General features: G+C 37.2%; 21 protein-coding genes. 12 read left to right on the top strand and 9 right to left on the bottom strand.

Annotated elements, in window-relative coordinates:
- Positions 1-136 precede the first annotated feature (136 nt).
- Genes gpmI through BUL40_RS04890 form a run of 4 tightly spaced genes read left to right on the top strand, consistent with a single transcriptional unit; the run spans position 137 to position 5,417 of the window.
- On the top strand, positions 137-1,639 hold the full coding sequence (gene gpmI / locus BUL40_RS04905; RefSeq protein ID WP_080318293.1) for a 2,3-bisphosphoglycerate-independent phosphoglycerate mutase: 1,503 nt from the start codon (positions 137-139) through the stop codon (positions 1,637-1,639).
- Positions 1,640-1,641: 2 nt separating this feature from the next.
- Positions 1,642-3,774 (top strand): glycoside hydrolase family 97 protein, encoded by a 2,133-nt coding sequence (locus BUL40_RS04900; RefSeq protein ID WP_080318292.1) that lies wholly within the window; start codon positions 1,642-1,644, stop codon positions 3,772-3,774.
- Between the two features lie 52 nt (positions 3,775-3,826).
- Entirely contained in the window at positions 3,827-4,642 is an 816-nt protein-coding gene (gene map, locus BUL40_RS04895) for a type I methionyl aminopeptidase (protein ID WP_010519194.1), read from the top strand.
- 55 nt (positions 4,643-4,697) lie between these two features.
- Entirely contained in the window at positions 4,698-5,417 is a 720-nt protein-coding gene (locus tag BUL40_RS04890; RefSeq protein WP_244901822.1) for a class I SAM-dependent methyltransferase, read from the top strand.
- 8 nt (positions 5,418-5,425) lie between these two features.
- Here the strand turns inward: BUL40_RS04890 and BUL40_RS04885 are convergent, their stop codons facing one another.
- From BUL40_RS04885 to BUL40_RS04850, 8 genes are all read right to left on the bottom strand, one after another.
- Positions 5,426-6,436, bottom strand: coding sequence for an FAD:protein FMN transferase (locus BUL40_RS04885; RefSeq protein WP_080318291.1), 1,011 nt, complete (start codon positions 6,434-6,436; stop codon positions 5,426-5,428).
- Positions 6,433-6,795: a hypothetical protein gene (locus tag BUL40_RS04880; protein ID WP_010519191.1), complete on the bottom strand. Its 363-nt coding sequence runs from the start codon at positions 6,793-6,795 to the stop codon at positions 6,433-6,435. Before BUL40_RS04880 ends, BUL40_RS04885 begins: the two co-directional genes overlap by 4 nt.
- 98 nt (positions 6,796-6,893) lie before the next feature.
- Positions 6,894-8,201, bottom strand: a complete 1,308-nt coding sequence (gene nqrF / locus BUL40_RS04875; protein ID WP_080318290.1) for an NADH:ubiquinone reductase (Na(+)-transporting) subunit F — start codon at positions 8,199-8,201, stop codon at positions 6,894-6,896.
- Between the two features lie 2 nt (positions 8,202-8,203).
- Complete coding sequence (gene nqrE, locus BUL40_RS04870) at positions 8,204-8,950, bottom strand: NADH:ubiquinone reductase (Na(+)-transporting) subunit E (RefSeq protein ID WP_010519189.1); 747 nt, start codon at positions 8,948-8,950, stop codon at positions 8,204-8,206.
- A gap of 12 nt (positions 8,951-8,962) precedes the next feature.
- On the bottom strand, positions 8,963-9,610 hold the full coding sequence (locus tag BUL40_RS04865) for an NADH:ubiquinone reductase (Na(+)-transporting) subunit D (RefSeq protein WP_010519188.1): 648 nt from the start codon (positions 9,608-9,610) through the stop codon (positions 8,963-8,965).
- Positions 9,611-9,614: 4 nt separating this feature from the next.
- Positions 9,615-10,358 carry a Na(+)-translocating NADH-quinone reductase subunit C gene (locus BUL40_RS04860; RefSeq protein ID WP_010519187.1) on the bottom strand — a complete coding sequence of 248 codons (744 nt, stop codon included), beginning with the start codon at positions 10,356-10,358 and terminating at the stop codon, positions 9,615-9,617.
- Positions 10,359-10,360: 2 nt separating this feature from the next.
- Positions 10,361-11,632: an NADH:ubiquinone reductase (Na(+)-transporting) subunit B gene (locus BUL40_RS04855; protein ID WP_080318289.1), complete on the bottom strand. Its 1,272-nt coding sequence runs from the start codon at positions 11,630-11,632 to the stop codon at positions 10,361-10,363.
- A 3-nt stretch (positions 11,633-11,635) separates the two neighbouring features.
- The gene (locus BUL40_RS04850) at positions 11,636-12,988 is read right to left on the bottom strand and encodes a Na(+)-translocating NADH-quinone reductase subunit A (RefSeq protein ID WP_080318288.1); all 1,353 of its coding nucleotides are present in this window, start codon (positions 12,986-12,988) and stop codon (positions 11,636-11,638) included.
- Positions 12,989-13,134: 146 nt separating this feature from the next.
- Here BUL40_RS04850 and BUL40_RS04845 point away from each other — a divergent pair, with 146 nt between their 5' ends.
- The 7 genes from BUL40_RS04845 (at position 13,135) to BUL40_RS04820 (ending at position 19,714) form a co-directional block, all read left to right on the top strand.
- Positions 13,135-14,379, top strand: a complete 1,245-nt coding sequence (locus BUL40_RS04845; protein WP_080318287.1) for a type IX secretion system plug protein — start codon at positions 13,135-13,137, stop codon at positions 14,377-14,379.
- A 30-nt stretch (positions 14,380-14,409) separates the two neighbouring features.
- Positions 14,410-15,600 carry a DUF3667 domain-containing protein gene (locus BUL40_RS04840; RefSeq protein ID WP_080318286.1) on the top strand — a complete coding sequence of 397 codons (1,191 nt, stop codon included), beginning with the start codon at positions 14,410-14,412 and terminating at the stop codon, positions 15,598-15,600.
- 3 nt (positions 15,601-15,603) lie between these two features.
- Positions 15,604-15,990, top strand: a complete 387-nt coding sequence (gene apaG, locus BUL40_RS04835; RefSeq protein ID WP_010519182.1) for a Co2+/Mg2+ efflux protein ApaG — start codon at positions 15,604-15,606, stop codon at positions 15,988-15,990.
- 73 nt (positions 15,991-16,063) lie between these two features.
- Complete coding sequence (pruA, locus tag BUL40_RS04830) at positions 16,064-17,692, top strand: L-glutamate gamma-semialdehyde dehydrogenase (RefSeq protein ID WP_010519181.1); 1,629 nt, start codon at positions 16,064-16,066, stop codon at positions 17,690-17,692.
- A 153-nt stretch (positions 17,693-17,845) separates the two neighbouring features.
- The gene (locus tag BUL40_RS15885) at positions 17,846-17,968 is read left to right on the top strand and encodes a hypothetical protein (RefSeq protein ID WP_262485912.1); all 123 of its coding nucleotides are present in this window, start codon (positions 17,846-17,848) and stop codon (positions 17,966-17,968) included.
- Between the two features lie 92 nt (positions 17,969-18,060).
- Complete coding sequence (locus tag BUL40_RS04825; protein WP_010519180.1) at positions 18,061-18,624, top strand: DinB family protein; 564 nt, start codon at positions 18,061-18,063, stop codon at positions 18,622-18,624.
- Positions 18,625-18,709: 85 nt separating this feature from the next.
- Positions 18,710-19,714: a DKNYY domain-containing protein gene (locus tag BUL40_RS04820; RefSeq protein WP_010519179.1), complete on the top strand. Its 1,005-nt coding sequence runs from the start codon at positions 18,710-18,712 to the stop codon at positions 19,712-19,714.
- A 1-nt stretch (position 19,715) separates the two neighbouring features.
- On the opposite strand, the gene rsmG is transcribed toward BUL40_RS04820, so the two are convergent.
- Complete coding sequence (gene rsmG / locus BUL40_RS04815; protein WP_010519178.1) at positions 19,716-20,354, bottom strand: 16S rRNA (guanine(527)-N(7))-methyltransferase RsmG; 639 nt, start codon at positions 20,352-20,354, stop codon at positions 19,716-19,718.
- A gap of 104 nt (positions 20,355-20,458) precedes the next feature.
- Here rsmG and BUL40_RS04810 point away from each other — a divergent pair, with 104 nt between their 5' ends.
- Positions 20,459-21,559 (top strand): fatty acid desaturase family protein, encoded by a 1,101-nt coding sequence (locus tag BUL40_RS04810; protein ID WP_010519177.1) that lies wholly within the window; start codon positions 20,459-20,461, stop codon positions 21,557-21,559.
- The last annotated feature ends 9 nt before the right edge of the window (positions 21,560-21,568 follow it).

Here is a 21,568-nt window from a genome sequence, read left to right as displayed (position 1 = left end):
ACAGTTATATAACTAAACTTTAACAAGTTGGCAATTTTAGTAGCATATAATTGCAAATAATGTAGTTAGGAAATAACGTCATTTTTTAGCACTTATAAATACAATGCCCTATTTTTGAAGCTTAATTTTTTTAGTCATGAACAACAAAGTAATCTTGATGATATTAGACGGCTGGGGAAAGTCTCCAGACCCTAAAGTTTCTGCAATAGATAAAGCCAATACTCCTTTTATAGATTCCCTTTATACCCAATATGCAAATGCTAACTTATTGACTGATGGCATGAACGTTGGTTTACCAGAAGGGCAGATGGGCAATAGTGAGGTAGGACACATGAACCTTGGTGCGGGCAGAATAGTTTATCAAGATTTAGCTAAAATTAATAAAGCAGTTGCTGAGGACACCCTTAAAGATGAAATAGTTCTAAAGGATGCTTTTGAATATGCTAAAGAAAATAACAAGAAAGTGCACTTTCTTGGCTTGTTAAGTGATGGTGGTGTACACAGTCACATCAATCATTTAAAAGCCTTGGTAACGGCAGCAAATAACGCTGGTGTATCAAAATCTTACATACATGCCTTTACAGACGGTAGAGATGTAGACCCTAAAAGTGGTAAAGCATTTTTGGAAGACCTTTCCGCTTTTATACAAGATAAAAATACCGCTATTGCTACGGTTGTGGGGCGATACTTTGCAATGGACCGAGACAAAAGATGGGAACGTGTAAAGAAGGCTTATGACGCATTAGTAAAGGGTATTGGCACCACATCAGATGCTATTGGCACTGCTATGCAGCAATCTTATGACAATAATATAACCGATGAATTTGTAGAACCCATAATTCTAAATAAAGATGGATTGGTAGAAAAGGACGACGTAATTATCTTCTTTAATTTTAGAACAGATCGCGGAAGGGAATTGACTATGGCATTGAACCAGCAAGATTTTCCTGAACAAGACATGCGTAAATTAGACCTTTATTACGTTACGCTTACCAATTATGACGAATCTTTTAAGGGGGTTAAAGTTGTTTACGATAAAGACAACATAAAGGACACCCTTGGAGAAACCTTGGCAAACGCGGGGAAAAAGCAGATTAGAATTGCTGAAACCGAAAAATACCCTCATGTTACCTTTTTCTTTAATGGTGGTAGGGAAGAACCTTTTGAAGGCGAAGAACGTATTTTGTGTCCTTCTCCTAAAGTGGCCACTTATGATTTACAACCAGAAATGAGCGCGTACGACATTAGAGATGCCATTATACCGGAATTAGAAAAAGGAGAGGCAGATTTTGTATGCTTAAACTTTGCCAACCCAGATATGGTTGGGCATACCGGTGTTATGGAAGCTGCCGTTAAAGCTTGTGAATCCGTAGACGACTGCGCAAAGGCCGTTATTACAACGGCACTAGAAAATGGGTATAGCACCTTAGTTATTGCGGACCATGGTAATTGTGACACCATGATTAACCCAGACGGAAGCCCAAATACGGCACACACCACCAATCCTGTACCGCTAATTTTGGTAGACCCAGATAGAAAATCTATTAGCGACGGTGTACTTGGAGACTTGGCGCCAACAATTTTAAAGATAATTGGTGTGGAGCAACCTGCTGCCATGACACAGAAACCATTAATTTAAATATGAGAATTCTTAGTATCCTTCTGTTTTTAGGGATTACATTTTTTAGTTATAGTCAAGAATTAAAGTCGCCAAACGGCGACTTTAAATTAGTTTTTGAACTTGAAAATCGTGTTCCTACTTATGAACTATTTCTTGGAGAGCAGCACATAATCAAAAAAAGTAAATTAGGTTTTGAACTAAAAGACCAGGAAGCGCTGTTGGAGAATTTTGAACAACTCTCCGTTGCAACAGCTACTGAAGATAATAGCTGGGAACCGGTTTGGGGCGAACAAAAATCCATCAGAAATCACTATAACGAAATGTTGGTAGCTCTCAATCAAACCACCACCAACCGTAAAATGAATATCAGGTTTAGGCTTTTCGATGATGGACTAGGGTTTCGATATGAATTTCCTTCCCAAGATGAACTCACCTATTTTGTAATTCAAGAAGAGAAGACCCAATTTGCTATGGCCGGAGACCATACTGCTTTTTGGATACCAGGGGATTATGATACACAAGAGTATGATTATACAACCTCCAAACTATCTGAAATTCCTGGTTTAATGCAAACGGCAATTACACCAAATGCATCACAATCTCCACTTTCCGTACCGGGTGTTCAAACTGCGCTAATGCTTAAAACGGCCAATGGTATTTACATTAACCTACACGAAGCGGCATTGGTAGAATATCCATGCATGCATTTACAATTAGATGCAAATAATTATGTATTTGAATCGCATTTAACCCCTGATGCCTTAGGTAACAAAGGCTACATGCAAGCGCCAAGAAATACACCTTGGCGAACAGTGATTGCCAGCAAAAATGCAGGAGATATTTTATTATCAAACATCACCCTAAATCTTAACGAACCTTCTAAATATGCGGATACCTCCTGGATTAAACCTGTAAAATATATTGGTGTCTGGTGGGAAATGATTACCGGAAAAAGTTCTTGGGCCTACACGGATATTCCAAGCGTAAAGTTGGGCGAGACCGATTTTACCAGCTTACCGCCCAATGGCAAACACGCCGCGAACACTAAAAAAGTTAAAGAATATATTGATTTTGCCGCTACACACGGATTTGAACAGGTATTGGTAGAAGGTTGGAACCAAGGTTGGGAAGATTGGTTTGGTAAATCAAAAGATTTTGTCTTTGATTTTTTAACTCCATATCCAGATTTTGATGTTGTTGCGTTAAGAGAATATGGAAAAAGCAAAGGGGTGCGATTAATGATGCACCATGAAACCTCGGGTTCCGTAAGAAATTATGAACGCTTTATGGATGATGCTTACCAATTTATGGAAGACAATAATTACAATGCGGTAAAAAGTGGTTATGTAGGAGACATTATCCCAAGAGGCGAACATCATTACGGCCAATGGATGGTTAATCATTACTTATATGCGGTTGAAAAGGCCGCAGCGCACAAAGTTATGGTTAATGCCCACGAGGCCGTTAGACCAACTGGTTTAAGTAGAACGTACCCTAATCTAATTGGAAATGAATCTGCCCGGGGAACAGAGTATGAAGCTTTTGGAGGCAATAAACCAGACCACACCACTATATTGCCCTTCACACGTTTAGTAGGTGGTCCAATGGATTATACCCCTGGTATTTTTGAGCCAGATGTAAGCCAATATAATCCCAATAATAATTCTTGGGTAAATACTACTATTGCTAGACAATTGGCCCTATATGTTACCATGTACAGCCCTTTACAAATGGCAGCAGATTTACCAGAAACATACAATAAGCATTTAGATGCGTTTCAATTTATAAAAGATGTGGCCCTAGATTGGGACAAGACCTTAGTTTTAGAAGCCGAGCCGGGAGACTTTATTACCTATGCAAGAAAAGAAAAAGGAAGCAACAATTGGTTTGTTGGTCGTACAAATGATGAAGAAGCACGTTTATCTACAATTAACTTTAATTTCTTAGATAAAGACAAAACCTATATTGCAACTATATACAGTGATGCAAAAAATGCACATTATAAGAAGAACCCTAAAGCCTATAACATAAAAAAGTTTAGGGTTACCCATAAATCGAAATTAAAACAACCCTGTGCGCCAGGCGGGGGTTATGCAATTAGTATTATAGAAGCAACCCAAAAACAAGACTTAAAAGGTTTAAAGCGATTGTAATTACGGAATAGCCTTAATTGAAAAATGCATTAAACCGTGTATCTTTGCGGCTATGGTTAAAATTAAGACGGCAGAAGAAATTGAAATAATGCGCGAAAGTGCGTTAGTGGTATCCAAAACGTTAGGTATGTTGGCCTCAGAAATAAAGCCTGGAGCCAACCCGCTTAAATTGGATAAAATGGCGGAGGAATTTATTAGGGAACAAGGTGCCGAACCTGGTTTTCTTGGCATGTATGATTTTCCAAATACACTTAACTGGAGCCCAAATGCACAGGTAGTTCACGGCATTCCGGATAATACAGAACTTAAAGATGGAGACATTATTTCCGTAGATTGTGGCGCTCTTAAAAATGGGTATTATGGCGATCATGCCTATACCTTTGAAGTAGGCGAAGTTGCACCTGCAACACGTAAATTGTTAAAGATTACCAAGGAATCGCTATACGTAGGCATAAGTGAATTTAAAAGCGGAAACCGTGTAGGAGACGTTGGCTATGCTATTCAAAAATACTGCGAAGACCAAGGTTACGGCGTGGTAAGGGAATTGGTTGGCCATGGTTTGGGTACCAAATTACATGAGGATCCGCAGATGCCCAACTACGGTAAACGTGGTAGGGGCAAGAAATTTGCAGATGGTATGGTAGTTGCCATTGAACCTATGATCAACATGGGCACTAAACGTATAAAGCAATTAAAAGATGGCTGGACAATCTTGACCGCAGACGGCCAACCTAGCGCACATTTTGAGCATAACGTGGCCATAGTTGATGGAAAACCAGAATTGCTTTCCACATTTCAATACATCTATGCTGCTTTAGGAATACAATCCGATGAAGAAGCACCATTTAGATCTGTAAACGTATCTTAAGTTGTTATCCGGGTTATTTAAATTTTTTCTGAATCTAATTCCAAGGCCTTGGCTCATTAAATTGAGTTACTACATTAGGCCTTTGATTGCACTAAGTCTTAAAGGAAAAAAGTATACAGACCCTATAGACGGTAGAAGTTTTAGAAAATTTTTACCCTATGGGTACGAAAATCCCAGGGAAAATGTCTTATCGCCATCTACCCTATCTTTAGAAAGACACCGCTTGCTATGGCTATTTCTAAAAGAAAAAACCGATTTCTTTTCGGCCCCTCTTAAGGTGCTCCATTTTGCACCTGAACAAGCTTTTTACCATCGTTTTAAAAATTTAGAAAATATAACCTACACCACAACTGATTTGAATTCGCCTTTGGCAGATGTAAAAGCAGATATTTGCAATCTTCCTTTTGATAGTAATGAGTTCGATGTAATTCTATGTAATCATGTACTAGAGCATATACCAGATGATAAAAAGGCGATGAGCGAATTATTTAGGGTAATGAAAAACGGTGGTTGGGGAATTTTTCAAATACCACAAGATCTATCTAGAACTAAAACTTTTGAAGATAACACCATTACCGACAGGAAAGAGCGGGCTAAAATTTTTGGCCAATATGACCATGTTAGAATTTATGGCACAGATTATTTTTCTACACTAGAATCTGCCGGATTCCAGGTTGATCCTGTTGACTTTACCGCTACAATGAAAGGAGAACTTATAGAACGTTATAGACTGGCTCAAGGTGAAATAATACCTTTTGTTTGCAAACCTAAATAGGAACCCTTCTATTTATTGATAACTGCTTTTTCAAAACCAGCAGTCATAAACTCCTGGGTAATTCCATTTTCATCTAGATAAATGATATAAGCATCTAATTCTGAACTCTTCAAGAATGCTTTCGTTTCCTCCAATTGCATTACCATAAAGGCCGTGGCAAAGGCATCTGCAGTTGCACAATCTTTAGCTAAAACAGAGGTTGCCAGAATAGCACTATTTTTAGGATACCCTGTTTTTGGATCTAAGGTGTGCACATATTTTTCACCTGTTTTTTCATCTATCCAGAATTTTCTATAATTACCAGAAGATGCCATAGCCTTATTTTTAAGGTATACCGCCTTTTTTATTACCCGTTGCTCCAAACTTTGTGGATCATCAATACCAATTGCCCAGTTTCTGTGAGTTAGTTTATTGTTGCCCTTAGCTAAAACCTCACCTCCTACTTCAATTAAATAATTGGCAATACCATGATTTTCCAATACTACACCTAAGCGATCAATGGTATACCCTTTGGCAATACTATTAAAATCGAACGCAATACCATTTATTTGTTTTGATATAGTACCATCTTCATTTAAAGTTACCTTATCAAAACCAACATAATTCTTTAGACTATCTACGCGTATACTGTCCATTTTTAACTGTTCACCTGGCCCAAAACCCCAAGCATTAGCCAATACACCCACAGTTGGATCAAAAGCACCATCCGTAGCCTCATACACTTGTTTACTTAGCTCAAAGACATCACGGAACATATGGTCTACCACCAAAGTACTATCGTTAGATAAGTTAATCCTAGAAATATCAGAGTCTGATTTATAGGTAGACATAGACTCATTTATAACCATAAAAACGGAATCTATTTCTTTACTCAGATCTATTTCTTCTTGAGACAAGTAAGTAATGGCATACGTGGTACCTAAAGCACCACCATTGGTTACATTTCTAACCCACTTATCTTTTGGGGCGCAGAAAGTAAATAACAAAGCTAGTACTGGTAACCCAAAATATTTTTTCATAGTATTTCTATTAATCCTTGATATTCCACAATATACTCCTCATTTAATAGCAGGGGATGATCCAATCCTTTTGCACTGGCAAAACCTACACCGGCATAATAGGTTTTTGCTTCAAATTTTATGGCATGATCTTTAACCTTTTTAACCATATCTAGCTCATATGAATTTGGATTATTGGGAAGCAAGGAATGCCGTACGATAATAAAATGAAGGTTCTTATTTTTTAAGCAAACGAACTGCGGATTCTTTTTAGGCTTACTGTTTACGGCCATAAATTCAAAACCATCTTTTTCTAGCTGCTTACCAACCCAATTCATGGCCATATTATGCAATTCTTGTTCCGTTAGTACTCTACTCATACCTCATTAAATTTAGAAATAAAAAAACCGATGCCAGCGCATCGGTTTTCCACATATTCTATTCCTCTGTGCTGTACAGAAAGAAAATGATTTTATAATTATCCACCAAAATCATCAAAACGGATGTTTTCATCTGGGATACCAAAATCCTCACCCATTTTTTGTACCGCTTTATTCATTAATGGTGGACCACAGAAATACAATTCTATATCCTCAGGAGCTTCATGATGGTTTAGGTAATTATCTATTACACAGTTGTGGATAAACCCAACAAAGCCATCTCCTTCTTCGTCATTAATATCCTTTTTAACCTTCCAGTTATCTTCTTCTAATGGTTCTGAAAGTGCCAAATAGAATTTGAAATTTGGGAATTCCTTTTCTAAAGCTCTAAAATGCTCTAAATAAAATAATTCTCTTTTAGATCTACCACCGTACCAATAAGTAACTTTTCTATTGGTTTTTAAAGTTTTAAATAAGTGGTATAAATGTGAGCGCATGGGTGCCATACCAGCACCACCACCAACGTATAACATTTCTGCCTCTGATTCGTTGATGAAGAATTCACCAAAGGGTCCAGATATAGTTACAGGGTCACCTGGTTTCAAGTTAAAGATATAAGACGATGCAACACCCGGGTTTACATCCATCCATCCGTTCTTGGAACGATCCCATGGTGGCGTAGCAATACGCACGTTTAACATAATTTCTCTACCTTCTGCAGGATAGGAAGCCATAGAGTAGGCACGCTCTACCAATTCTGGATTCTTCATGGTCAATGGCCATAAATTAAACTTATCCCATTCTGCTTGGAACTTATCTGGTGTTTCGTGCTCTTCTGGGTGTGCGGTAATATCTATATCGGCATATTTAACCTCACAAGGTGGCACTTCAATTTGAATATACCCACCAGCTTTATAGTTCATATCCTCAGGAATCTCAACAACGAATTCCTTAATAAAAGAGGCTACGTTATAGTTACGTACTACTTTAGCATCCCACTTTTTAATACCAAATACTTCTTCTGGAATGGTAATTTCCATGTCTTGCTTAACCTTTACCTGACAGGCTAGACGTGCACCATGGTTCAATTCTTTCTTAGAAAAATGCGGTGTTTCTGTTGGTAAGGCCTCACCACCTCCAGATAACACATGGCATTCACATTGAATACAAGTACCACCACCACCACAGGCCGATGGCAAGAAGATTTTTTTGTTACCTAAAGTTGATAATAAAGAACCTCCGGATTCAACTTCTAATTCTTTTTCTCCATTAATTTTAATGGTCACCGGGCCAGATGGGGACAATTTTTCTTTTGTGAACAAGAGTAACGCTACCAAAATCAAGGTAAGCGCCAAAAATGCAATAACGGTAATTAAAATTGTACCTCCAGTTGTTGCTAATATCATGTCTACTTGTTTAAAACCTCGTTATAAGAAACTGCTTTGTCATCCTCTGCAATCTCCTTCTTTATATCTTTTTCTTCCTTCTGCTTTACTTCGGCAGTAGTTGGCGCGGATTCTTCTGGCGGCTCATTATCTCCTGTTAACATACCACCAAAACTTTGAAATCCAATACCCATTAGACCTGTAATAATAAAAGTTATACCAAGACCTCTTAACGGCGCAGGTACATTACTATATCTAATTTTTTCACGTATAGCGGCGATAGCCAAAATAGCCAAGAACCATCCTATACCCGAACTAATACCATAATTAAAAGCTAATCCAATATTAGGAATATCTCTAGTTTGCATAAACAGGGAACCTCCTAAAATAGCACAGTTTACCGCAATCAACGGCAGGAAAATACCAAGTGAGTTATACAAGGATGGAGAGAACTTCTCCACAACGATTTCTACCAACTGTACCATTGTTGCAATGGTAGCGATAAATAAAATGAAAGATAAAAACCCTAGATTATAATCTGCATATTCTGGGCCCAACCAAGCCAAAGCGCCATCTCTTAGTAAATACTGATCTAACAACCAGTTTAGAGGTACGGTAACACCCAATACGAAGATTACCGCGGCACCTAAACCAACTGCGGTACTAACCTTCTTAGAAACCGCTAAGTATGAACACATCCCTAAGAATACAGCGAACACCATATTATCTATAAAGATGGATTTGAAAAATAATTCTAAATGCTCTAACATAATACTATTCTTTTATGCTTCTTCTATTAAAGCTCTGTTTCTAGAGCGTTGAACCCAAATTATGATACCTACAACGATAAGTGCCGCCGGAGGGATGATCATAAAACCATTGTTTTCGTAACCTAAGGCGTAAAGTCCCGTTTTTTCAATAGGATCACCCAATACAGGATATCCAAACAAAGTACCAGAACCTAAAAGCTCTCTAAAGAAACCTACGATTACTAAAATAATACCGTAACCCAAAGAGTTACCAATACCATCTAAGAACGATCGCCAAGGTCCGTTACCCAAAGCAAAAGCTTCAAAACGCCCCATGATGATACAGTTGGTAATAATTAATCCAACAAATACACTAAGGGTTTTACTTAGTTCATATGCAAACGCCTTAAGCACCTGGTCTACTATAATTACCAAAGTTGCCACAACGATAAGCTGAACAATAATTCTGATTTTAGAAGGAATTACATTACGCATTAAAGAGATAACCACGTTACCTACACCCAATACGAACATTACACTAATTGCCATTACTACGGAAGCCTTAAGCTCTGCCGTAATTGCCAACGCAGAACATATACCCAATACCTGAATGGTAATAGGATTGTTATCTGCTAATGGGTCAGAAATAAGACTAGCATCCTTTTTTGAAAGTAGTGCCATAATATTATTTTAATGTAGTTAAATAAGGTTTGTATAAGGTTAACGCCTCTTTGATCATTGCCGAAACCCCATTACCCGTAATGGTAGCACCCGCCAAGGCATCTACTTGATTATCTTCTTTATCTTGGTTTAAAGGATCATTATTCCCTTTAGCCACTTCAATACCCGCTAAACGTGCACCATCTTCTATGGATTCACCTTTAAAGTCGTCCATAAAGAAACGTAATTTAATGTTTGCCCCAAGACCAGGAGTTTCTCCTTTGTGATCAAAATACACACCCTGTACTATTAAATTTTTATCTAAAGAAATATATCCCCAGATAGCATCCCAAAGACCTTTACCGTACATAGGAATGATGTAGAATTCCTTACCATCTTTTTCTCCAATGAACAGCGGTAATTTTCCTTCACCACCTTTTTTGATAATGTCCAACTCCTTCTTCATTTCTATTAAATAAGCCTCTTGATCTTCTGTGGTTTTATCACCTTCAAGAATAATTTGCTTTTTAATGTACTTGGAAAATGTTTCTTCTACTTTATCTGTTGGAATGAAGGAAACATCACCATCTCCTTCATTTTCATTAACACCCATTGCATAAAGGATGTTTTGTTGCTTTTCAAAACGTTCGTTTTCATTAATTCTAGACCTTAACCCAGTAGATAGAAAAGCCAAGATAGAACCTACCACTACCACCATGATAACGGCGAAAATAACGGTATACGAATTTTTGTCTGTATTCATTGCCATGACTAAACCGTTTCTGCTTTTAATTGTTCCGCTTCCTCCCCTACATTTGGCAGGATGGTAGCATTTTTCATTCTTTTTAATCGTTTTTTCACGTTACCCTGTACCACGTAATGATCAATAGTTGGCGCAAAAACATTCATTAATAAAATGGCCAAGAATACGCCTTCTGGGTAACCAGGGTTAAATACACGGATCATTACAGAGATAAACCCGATTAAAAAACCGTAAATCCATTTCCCTTTATTGGTTTGTGAACCCGTTACAGGGTCTGTAGCCATATATACGATACCAAAGGCCAAACCACCCACAATTAAGTGTTGCCAGAAATCAAAGCTCATTAAACCATAAAACTTACTATACTCGGGTATCCATCCAAATTCTACCACACCATTAAAAATGAGACCCATTGCCAAGGAACCTAGAACAGCACTTAACATAATTCTCCAGCTGGCAATCTTGGTGAAGATCAAAAACAAGCCTCCTAATAAGATTAAAAACGTAGACGTTTCGCCCACTGAACCAGGAATAAAACCAAAGAACATTTCACTCAAATCATATTTGGCATACATGCCTTCCGTATTACCTTGAGCTAAATACCCCAATACCGTTTCGCCAGAAATAGCATCTGTGGAACCAGCTTGTGTTACACCGGCCTTTGCACCGTGCACCCATACCTTATCTCCACTCATCCATGTAGGATATGCAAAAAACAAGAAGGCCCTAATAGTTAACGCAGGGTTAAGTATGTTCATACCCGTACCACCAAAAACCTCTTTACCAATAACAACACCAAAGATTACCGCAACAGCTAACATCCAAAGTGGCGTATCTACAGGAACAATAAGTGGAACCAACATACCAGTTACCAAATAACCTTCTTCTACCTCATGGCCTTTTATTACCGCAAAAATAAATTCCACAATAAGTCCCACCCCATAAGAAACGATAACTAATGGCAAAATGGTGGTTACACCAAGAATAAAATTATCCCAGTTAATAAAGTGCTCAAATAATGAGAATTCCGCAGGAAAACCATTAATAGCTGAATAGTGTTGATAACCTGCATTGAAAATACCAAAAATCAAACATGGCACTAAAGCCAAGATTACGGTATTCATGGTTCTTTTTAAGTCGTCTACAGCTCTAATGTGCCCACCAGAGTGTGTTGTTTCATTTGGAGCGTATAAAAAAGTATGAAAGGCATTAAAGGCAGGCGCCATTTTTTTACCTTGATACTTTAATTTCAACTCATGCATCTTTTCTTTTAAACCCATAACCTATCCAATTTCTTGATGTAATAAATCTAATCCTTCGCGTATTATTTGTTGGTGCGGTTGCTTAGAAATACAGATAAACTCTGTTAATGAGAAATCTTCTGGAGCTACCTCATAAAGACCAAGTTGTTCCATTTCATCCAAATCTTTAACCATGCAAGCCTTTAACAACTGTAATGGATAAATATCTAATGGAAAAACTTTCTCATATTTACCTGTAACCACAAAAGCCCTGTGCTCCCCATTGGTATTGGTATCCAAATCATATTTCTTATTTGGATTCAACCATGAAAAGGTTAATGCTCTTGTAGAAGAAATTTTATTGAAAACTGGCTTGTTCCAACCAAAAAACTCGTAATCGTCTCCTTCTGGAATTGCCGTTACCGTATTATTGTAAAACCCTAGATGACCATCTGGACTAGTCTTGGCACCAGTTAGCACATCTCCGTTTATAACCCTAAAATTATCACCATTTACACCACTAGCATACAAAAACGTAGATAGCTCGGCTCCAATTTTAGTAGTATAATATTTAGGTGTCTTTACAGATGAGCCCGCCAATGCAACTACACGCTCAGCATTGAACTTACCAGTTAGCAAAAACTCACCAATTATTACCAAATCCTGTGGGGTAACCGTCCAAACCGTTTCACCCTTGTTAATTGGGTCAATTTTATTGATTTGCGTACCAACCAAACCTACAGGGTGCGGACCAGACACTTTATGCAAGGTAACATCTTCTAACGAGGCGAATGGCGAAGTAGCCGCATTACCTATAGAGACATGCACCTTACCTGGCGTTAATAATTTTAACGCATGGATGGCAGCCTGCAACTCCTTTTCTTTTCCCTTTAAAGCATAATCAAGGTCTGCAGCCAAAGGAGCAGAGTTGTATGCAGATATAAAAATTGCCTTAGGCACCCTATCTGGATTGGCAATAATGTCATAAGGACGCTGTTTTATAAAAGCCCAACAACCAGAACCCAACAACAATTCCCTAACAGCTTTCGCATTGGCCGTTTTCAAATCTAGCTTTTCGCTTTCTTTGTAGACCTGCTCTTTATCCGCAAGGATTTTTAGCGTTAGGATACGCCTTCTTGCACCACGTACAATTTCTGCCAATTCTCCACTCACGGGAGAAACAAACAGCATATCCTCTCTATTTTTGTTGTAGAATAAGGGTTCACCAGCTTTTATTTCAGCTCCCTCTTTAACTAACATTTTGGGAGTAATCCCATGGAAATCTTCTAAGTTCAGGGCGTAGACGTTACTGCTAACGGCTTTTGAAGTTGTTTGTTCCGCTGCCCCGACAAGGTTGATATCCAACCCTTTCTTGATTCGGATGTCTTTGGACATATGTTTTGAGACCTTTAAAAATCGGTCACAAAAATACTACTAAAAAGAACAATTCCGATAAAATTTAACCAGAAATTTGACCAGACATCGATTAGATATACCTAGGCACACTTTTTGTTTACCTTTACCTAAAATTATTGCTATTTATGCGTGTTTTGATCAAACAATTTGCCCTATTTTTAGTAATCTTCAAAAGTTTTGCCCAAGAACAACTAGAGGTTAATCCGCCAGATTTTATAAAAAGCATTGTTTTTGTTGGGCCAACCCAGGACCAATTCCCAATAATACAGTTGGGAGAAAGCATAAATCTAACATTTGACGACCTTACGGCAAGCGAACAAGATTACTACTACAAAATAACACATTGCGATTACGATTGGACCCCTTCCCAACTATTAAAATCACAATATTTAAATGGAGCGGACAACCAACGAATCATAAATTACGAAAATAGCTACAATACCCTACAACCTTACAGCAACTACACTTTAACGCTTCCCAACGATGAAGTTTCCTTTAAAGTAAGCGGAAATTATATGCTAGAAATTTATAATAGCACCGGCGACATACAATTTAGCAGACGTTTTTTAATCTATGAAAACAAAGCCGCAGTAAGTGCCACAGTAAAAAGGTCAAGGGATTTTAATTACCTAAACACCAAACAAGTAATTCAATTTACCATTAACACTTCTAACGTAAAGGTGGTTAATCCAAAAGAGCAAATAAAAACAAATATTATACAGAATTATCAGTGGAACACTAGTATTAATACTCTTAAACCTCAATTTACCTTAGGAAACGAATTGGTTTATAAATATGACCAAGAAGCATCATTTTATGGTGGCAACGAATATTTGAATTTTGACACCAAAGACCTACGCTCCCCTACATTTGCCATTTCTAGGATAGAATATACAGATGTCTATCATCATTATCTATTTGCCAATCAATTGAGAAAGGACCAAAAATATACCTACTTCCCGGACATAAATGGCGATTTTCAAATTAGAACATTACAGGGCTCCGATGTTTCTAGAGAAGCAGAATATACCCTTGTGCACTTTAAACTTCCTTACACCGCTGAACTTGGACTTAACAGTATATACGTTACCGGCAAGTTCAACAATTATGACCTGACCGAAGAAAATAAAATGGCCTACAATGAAGAAACAGGCTATTTTGAATTAGCCTATCCCTTTAAGCAAGGTTTTTACAACTATAAATATGTAATGGTAAAAGAAGACGGTTCCGTTGAACCCAATTTCATTAGTGGTGATTTCCATTTTACCGAAAACAACTATTTAATATTGGTGTATTTTAGAAATTTTGGAGACGTTTATGATAGTTTAATAGGAATTGGCAATACCAACTCAGAAACTATCACCAATTAGTTATCTTTAGGGTGCAAACCAACCTAAAAAATGAAACAAGAAAATTGGCCAGTAAATAGGGGACGCTACCAATTAAAATATCGTGGGGTTAGTTGCCTAAATTGTGGCCACCCATTGGACATTAGCGATAAATATTGCCCCAATTGCTCCCAGGCCAATAGCACCAAAAAATTGACACTTAAAGATTTTGTAAATGAATTTTTATCCAGCGTCATAAATTACGATTCCAAACTAATACGAACCCTTTACGTTATGCTCCTTAAACCCGGTAGTATAACTAAAGATTATATTGCCGGCAAAAGAATAGCTTATACCAACCCCTTTAGATTTTTATTAAGCTTAGCCTTTATCTATTTTATTCTAGTTAACCTAAATAGCAATTATGATAGCTTTTTGGACCTAGATTTGGAAAACCAAATGAACATTGAAAACGGATTTAGTTTTGCGGATTCAGAAAAGTTCAAAAAATTAGATTCCATTCGAATTTCAGAAACAGAGGCAGTTTCCATTTCCATGGCAGACACTACTCATCAATTTAATGCGGATCGTATTAAAGGTTTAGAAACATTAGATTCCATTACCCAAAACCTAGACAAAATAATAGAGAAAGAACGGCTTTCCGATTCTATAATGGTAAACAATCCTAAAAAGTACTATTCAGAATTACAAGCTAACGACCCAAGTTTTACAGACAAAATGGAGTTTTTCATGGCCATGATAAAAAGAGACTCTTTAAAAAGTTTTAATCAGGCCAAACAAAAATATGGTGCAAAAGATAACTGGAGCACCAAAATGGCCTTCAACGGTTCCAGAAGTTTTTTACGTGCCTTAGCAGAACCAGACTACTGGATCAACGACACCATTGGTAAGCTACCATTTGTGATATTCTTCTTTATGCCCATATTTACGGTCTTCATTAAACTAGCTTACATCCGAAAAAATTATACCTATACCGATCATTTAATCTTTAGTTTCCATAACCAATCCTTAATGTTTATCTTGCTCATCCTTAGCTGGCTAATAGATTGGATTTTTGGCACCAGCAGTATGTGGTTGTTCGTAACATTGTTCTCCATATACCTGTTTCAGGCCATGAGAAAATTCTACAGCCAAGGAGTTCTTAAAACAATTATAAAGTACTTGTTTCTGAACACGGTATTTTTATTTTTAGCAACTATAAGCATTGTGCTTTTATTTACTGGAAGCGCTATTACATATTAAAGTATGATTACTCAGGTTACCAATGGTATTAAAATTTCTGTAGAAACTTCTTTTGAGGGAACTTTCTTTAAAAATTACAAAATGCATTACGCATTTGGCTATACCATTTCCATAGAAAACCAAACCAACGCATCCGTTCAATTAATAACCAGACATTGGGATATTTTTGATGCGCTTAAAGACATAGAAACGGTAGACGGTGAAGGTGTTATAGGCAAAAAACCGGTAATCTTACCTGGCAAAACACATTCCTACAGTAGTGGCTGCTTATTAGCTTCACCTATAGGCGCCATGAAAGGTTTTTATACCTTAATAGAATTGGTTTCTGGCGAAACCTTTGAGGCAGAAGTACCTACCTTTAAGTTCGCCGCTCCTTTCGCCATGAACTAATTAGGTTTATATTTCACAAACCATAACCCTTTTGTTACCTTTGTTGTAATCATAAATTCTAATTACAACAACTATGGGTAAAGGATTCTTTCAAGTTCCTACAGCTATAAACGAACCTGTTAAAAGTTATGCCCCAGGAAGTCCTGAGCGTGAAGCAGTTTTAAAGCAATACAAAGCATTTTTTGATAGTAAGGTAGAGGTGCCATTATATATTGGTAGCGAAGAAATATATACGGGCGACACCCAAACCATGTCCCCGCCACACGACCATAAACACGTTGTTGGTACTTTCCATAAAGCAACAAAGGCCCACATAGAAAAGGCAATTCAAAACAGCTTAGATGCAAGAGAAAAATGGGCTAATTTAACTTGGGAGCAAAGAGCTGCCATTTTCTTGAAAGCCGCAGATTTAATTGCCGGTCCGTACAGGGCAAAAATAAATGCAGCAACTATGATTGCGCAATCCAAAACGATTCATCAAGCTGAAATAGATGCCGCATGTGAATTGATTGACTTCTTAAAATTCAATGTTGAATTTATGAGTCAAATTTACCAGGAGCAGCCAGAATCTGCCGAAGGTTTATGGAATCGAGTAGAGTATAGACCCCTAGAAGGTTTTATATATGCAATTACCCCTTTTAACTTTACGGCAATAGCTGGTAATTTACCAGCAAGCGCTGCTATGATGGGCAATGTTGTGCTTTGGAAGCCAAGTGATAGTCAAGTATATTCAGCCAAAATAATAATGGATGTATTTAAAGAAGCTGGGTTACCAGACGGTGTCATCAATATGGTAATGGGTGATCCTGTAATGGTTTCTGATACGGCCCTAGCTAGCCCAGACTTTTCTGGTCTTCATTTTACCGGTTCTACCCATGTATTCAAAAGCCTTTGGAAGCAAATTGGAAACAATATTGATAAATACAGAACGTATCCTAGAATAGTAGGCGAGACCGGAGGTAAAGACTTTATAATTGCACACCCGTCTGCAGATGCAAAACAGGTAGCAACAGCTATTACCCGTGGTGCCTTTGAATTTCAAGGACAAAAATGTAGTGCTGCTTCTAGGGTATATTTACCTAAATCTACCGCCAATACTATATTGGATTATGTAAAAGCCGATTTGGAAAGCTTTAACAAACCAGGTTCACCGGAAGATATGAGCAATTTTATCACAGCGGTTATACATGAAGGCTCTTTTGACAAGCTAGCTAAGTTTATTGATCAAGCTAAAGCAAGTTCTGAAGCAGAAATAGTGGCTGGTGGAAACTATGATAAAAGTGTAGGCTATTTTGTAGAACCAACTGTAATCTTGACTACAAACCCACATTACGAAACCATGGAAACAGAATTGTTTGGACCAGTGGTTACCGTTTATGTTTATGAAGACCAAGATTGGAGCAACACGCTTAAATTAGTAGACAACACCTCTATATATGCTTTGACGGGGGCAGTTCTTTCAAAAGATCGTTATGCCATTGACGAAGCTACAAAAGCACTACAAAACAGTGCAGGTAACTTTTATATTAATGACAAACCAACTGGTGCCGTTGTAGGTCAGCAACCATTTGGCGGCGCAAGGGCATCTGGAACCAATGACAAGGCTGGTTCTGCTCAAAATCTATTACGCTGGGTTTCTCCAAGACTTATTAAAGAGACTTTTGTAACGCCAACAGACTACAGATATCCATTTCTAGGTTAGAAAAAAACTAAATAGAATTTACTGAGAAGCCCTGCAAATGCAGGGCTTTTTCATTATTTACCATCAACCAAATACTATTCTATGTAAATTTAACGTTAATTAATTGTGTTTTAAATGTTATTTACAGAACTTAGAACTTTAAACGTATTGATTATGAAGGATGCAGTAGAAAGATTTTGGATTAAGATGAAATTGAAATTTGAAGATATTTGGGACTATATAAAAGTATTTGCGGAAAAATATCGCACTTCTTATTATTACAACCTATTTCATTAATATTCAAATAATTAAATTCACCTAAATTAAATAGGCTATTGGTTTAATTGTTAACTTTCCCTAATAAATCTAGAAACTAACAATTTACCACTATGAAAAACGCAATTGTAATTTCCATTAGCATGTTATGCCTTTTTGCTACGGCACAGAATATACCAGCCAAATCAACTACTATTGCCCTAGCAAGTAATGAGACCCAACTTGTACAAGAAACCCTAAAAGGCATGCTGTACAGGGTTCAAGACCAAGTAGAACAATTAGCAAGTGCTTTTGAAGAAGAGCAGTATGATTGGAAACCAGCAGAAGGCATACGCTCAGTTAGAGAATCTATTTTACATGTAGCTGCCGCCAATTATTTTTTAGCCACTAAATTGGGTTATACGCCACCTGCAGATACCGATTTTATGACTATGGAGGTAAATATAAAGGGAAAAGAGAACGTACTAGCTGCATTAAAAAAATCCAACGAATTTATATTGTCCAAAATCACAGAGGAAAAGGCAGAAAATTTTGGTTCAGAGGTAGATTTTGGTTTTGCAAAGTTTAATAGACTTGCTGGTTTGCTAATAATCTTAGAGCACGCAGGGGAACATAAAGGCCAACTAATTGCTTATGCCAGATCTAACAATGTTACCCCGCCTTGGAGCCAACAATAATTGATGAATACCCCGTTTTCAGGGGTATTTTTAATTGCAATCTTTTCTAATTTGCATCGTTACTAATTAGATTAATTGCACCATCATGAAAAAACGTATCGGTAATTTTATCTTAGGCTTAACGCTTTATCCCTTTACTTTTTTACTCAATAGCTGTAGTCCTATTGGCAAACCGGTAAATCCAGAAATTTCTAAAAACCATTATTACAACAAAAACAAAACAGGAGTTATTTGGAGCCGTCAAGGTAATTGGTTTGCGCTCGGGAAAACCCCAATGAATGTAGATGTAGCATCCTTTGAGGTACTTAATCCTTACTTGAGCAAAGACCATAACCAAATTTATTATTTTGCCAATCCTATTGACCCCAATACTGTTTCCATCGAAAAATTTTACGCTAAAGAGGGATACTTGAACTACTATATTGGGTTTGACGATAAACATGTTTACACATTTACCAACACCGAAACATCTGCCGGCACAGAATATACCGCTACGATTATTGATAGCGCCAAACCAGACAGTTTTTCATATTATGAGATAGATTGGGCAAAGGATAAAGAACATTATTTTTATCGGAATACACTGGTTAATGTAGACTTTGATAGTTTTACACACTTAAATGAGCACTACAGTAAAGACAAAAATTCTGCTTTTGCACATATAAATGGTAATTTCCATACTTTACCATTAACAAAACTAGAAACTTTTGATGTCTTTAAAGACAGTTACTATGCTTATGACAATGAGCATATTTATTATTTAAATCAACCGGGAGACACCACGGCTACATCCCCAATAACTACTATAAAAGCCAACACTACTAAAAGGACCCGCTTATTAAATAAAGAATATTTAAAATCTGGTGAACATATTTACTTTGCAGGAAAACCCTTAAAGAACGTAGATAGTGAAAACTTTGAGATTGTAGGGGTTTGGTATGGTAAAGACAAAGAAAATGTTTACTACAAGGACCAACTAATAACTGGAGCAGATGCGGCAACATTTACCCTGCAAGAGGTTGGCTATGGTGTAGAAGATAAGCACGGTACTTATATTGGAGGCCAATTAGCACCTAAACCCGTAAACTAAATTATTTGCCGTTATACTTTTGAGGTAGATAAACTACTTTTTTTGTTTCGAAAAAGTCTTCGTCAAAAAAAGCACTTAGATTAAATTCTTCAATGTTACGGTAACCTTTTAATTCTTCGGTCAAATCACCACCTTTCAAGTAAAGGATGCCATTTCTACGGTCATGAACAGAATCTTTTTTGATTTTACCTTTGGTCCAATGCACAAAAGTTGGCATAGCAGCTACCGCCCTGCTCACTATAAAATCAAACTGACCGGGCAAATCTTCTACTCTAGTATGATGGGCAGTAACATTGGTCAATCCAAGCCCATCTACCACCTCTTGAACAACCTTTATCTTTTTACCTATGGCATCTACCAATGTAAATTTAACATTGGGAAACATAATTGCTAAAGGTATACCCGGAAAGCCTCCGCCAGTACCAACATCTATAATTTCAGCACCATCTTTAAACTCTTGAACCTTTACAATACCAAGGGAATGTAGCACGTGCCTTAAATACAGCTCATCTATATCTTTACGGGATACCACATTTATCTTCTGATTCCAATCCTTATACAATTCCTCTAACCGCTCAAACTTTGCTTTTTGATTGTCCGTGAGTTTCGTAAAATATTTATAAATGATATCGGCTTTCATGCAAACAAGAATTATTTTGGCGCAAAAGTAGTATTTTTAAGCACTTAAAATTGGATACATGTACTTAAGAAAGTATAGAACTATAGGTATCCTAAAACAATATTATGCAGAAAGATTTAATACGTTTCCCCCGCAGGGACGCCGCTAACTTTTTTAGAACACTAAACAAACGCGTTAATCAATATTTTAAAGAACATAAATTAAAAAAAACGGGGAATTGGCAACTTCACCTTAAAACATTAATCATGTTTGCCATATTTTTAACTCCCTACTTTTTAATGCTATCCTTAAACCTACCCACTTGGGCGCAGTTTTTACTTACCATTGTTATGGGAGTAGGAATGGCCGGTGTAGGTATGAATGTTATGCACGATGCCAATCATGGTTCTTACAGCCAAAAAAGTTGGGTTAACAAAATTATGGGTAGCAGCATGTACCTCTTAGCCGGTAATGTATACAATTGGCAAGTACAACATAATGTTTTACACCATACGTATACCAATATCCACGAACACGATGAAGACATGGAAGCTGGTAGAATCTTACGTTTTTCTGAACATGCTGAATGGAAAAAACACCATAAATTTCAACATTGGTACAGCATTTTATTGTATGGGCTACTTACCTTTAATTGGGCTATTACAACAGATTTTAAACAAATGTATAGCTATACCAAGAGAAAATTGTCTTATGGCAAATTGCCTAACCCAGTTTTAAACTGGAGCACCCTTGCCATTACCAAAGCCTTATATTTTACCATCTGGATTTTATTGCCCATACTATTTTTTGATATTCCTTGGTGGCATGTTTTAATTGGCTTTTTTGTAATGCATTATACCGCTGGCTTAATTTTAAGTGTGGTTTTTCAGTTAGCACACATAGTAGAAGAAGCAGAAACACCACTACCGGATGAAACAGGTAACATGAAAAATACCTGGGCCATACACCAATTGTTCACTACGGTTAATTTTGGAACTAAAAATAAAATCATTAACTGGTTTACCGGAGGCCTAAACCACCAGGTAGAGCACCACATTTTCCCAAACATTAGCCATATACATTACACAAATATTGCCAAAATTGTGAAAGAGACCGCTTCAGAATTCAATTTGCCGTACAACGAATACCAAACCACGAGAAAAGCTATAATTTCGCACTTTAAACATTTAAAAGAGTTAGGTAAAGAACCTACTTTACAATATTAGTAAACGGAT

Origin of the sequence: Croceivirga radicis (assembly GCF_002072105.2) — a bacterium.
Taxonomy (GTDB): domain Bacteria; phylum Bacteroidota; class Bacteroidia; order Flavobacteriales; family Flavobacteriaceae; genus Croceivirga; species Croceivirga radicis.
Note: the sequence above shows the minus strand (reverse complement) of the source record. Positions and strands in the feature narration are given on the sequence as shown.

What these genes read in the sequence shown, in the direction of transcription:
- gpmI (WP_080318293.1), top strand. Translation starts at nt 137, where the DNA reads ATGAACAACAAAGTAATCTTGATGATATTAGACGGCTGGGGAAAGTCT.
- BUL40_RS04900 (WP_080318292.1), top strand. Translation starts at nt 1,642, where the DNA reads ATGAGAATTCTTAGTATCCTTCTGTTTTTAGGGATTACATTTTTTAGT.
- map (WP_010519194.1), top strand. Translation starts at nt 3,827, where the DNA reads ATGGTTAAAATTAAGACGGCAGAAGAAATTGAAATAATGCGCGAAAGT.
- BUL40_RS04885 (WP_080318291.1), bottom strand. Translation starts at nt 6,436, where the DNA reads ATGAAAAAATATTTTGGGTTACCAGTACTAGCTTTGTTATTTACTTTC.
- BUL40_RS04880 (WP_010519191.1), bottom strand. Translation starts at nt 6,795, where the DNA reads ATGAGTAGAGTACTAACGGAACAAGAATTGCATAATATGGCCATGAAT.
- nqrF (WP_080318290.1), bottom strand. Translation starts at nt 8,201, where the DNA reads ATGATATTAGCAACAACTGGAGGTACAATTTTAATTACCGTTATTGCA.
- nqrE (WP_010519189.1), bottom strand. Translation starts at nt 8,950, where the DNA reads ATGTTAGAGCATTTAGAATTATTTTTCAAATCCATCTTTATAGATAAT.
- BUL40_RS04865 (WP_010519188.1), bottom strand. Translation starts at nt 9,610, where the DNA reads ATGGCACTACTTTCAAAAAAGGATGCTAGTCTTATTTCTGACCCATTA.
- BUL40_RS04860 (WP_010519187.1), bottom strand. Translation starts at nt 10,358, where the DNA reads ATGGCAATGAATACAGACAAAAATTCGTATACCGTTATTTTCGCCGTT.
- BUL40_RS04855 (WP_080318289.1), bottom strand. Translation starts at nt 11,632, where the DNA reads ATGGGTTTAAAAGAAAAGATGCATGAGTTGAAATTAAAGTATCAAGGT.
- BUL40_RS04850 (WP_080318288.1), bottom strand. Translation starts at nt 12,988, where the DNA reads ATGTCCAAAGACATCCGAATCAAGAAAGGGTTGGATATCAACCTTGTC.
- BUL40_RS04845 (WP_080318287.1), top strand. Translation starts at nt 13,135, where the DNA reads ATGCGTGTTTTGATCAAACAATTTGCCCTATTTTTAGTAATCTTCAAA.
- BUL40_RS04840 (WP_080318286.1), top strand. Translation starts at nt 14,410, where the DNA reads ATGAAACAAGAAAATTGGCCAGTAAATAGGGGACGCTACCAATTAAAA.
- apaG (WP_010519182.1), top strand. Translation starts at nt 15,604, where the DNA reads ATGATTACTCAGGTTACCAATGGTATTAAAATTTCTGTAGAAACTTCT.
- pruA (WP_010519181.1), top strand. Translation starts at nt 16,064, where the DNA reads ATGGGTAAAGGATTCTTTCAAGTTCCTACAGCTATAAACGAACCTGTT.
- BUL40_RS15885 (WP_262485912.1), top strand. Translation starts at nt 17,846, where the DNA reads ATGAAGGATGCAGTAGAAAGATTTTGGATTAAGATGAAATTGAAATTT.
- BUL40_RS04825 (WP_010519180.1), top strand. Translation starts at nt 18,061, where the DNA reads ATGAAAAACGCAATTGTAATTTCCATTAGCATGTTATGCCTTTTTGCT.
- BUL40_RS04820 (WP_010519179.1), top strand. Translation starts at nt 18,710, where the DNA reads ATGAAAAAACGTATCGGTAATTTTATCTTAGGCTTAACGCTTTATCCC.
- rsmG (WP_010519178.1), bottom strand. Translation starts at nt 20,354, where the DNA reads ATGAAAGCCGATATCATTTATAAATATTTTACGAAACTCACGGACAAT.
- BUL40_RS04810 (WP_010519177.1), top strand. Translation starts at nt 20,459, where the DNA reads ATGCAGAAAGATTTAATACGTTTCCCCCGCAGGGACGCCGCTAACTTT.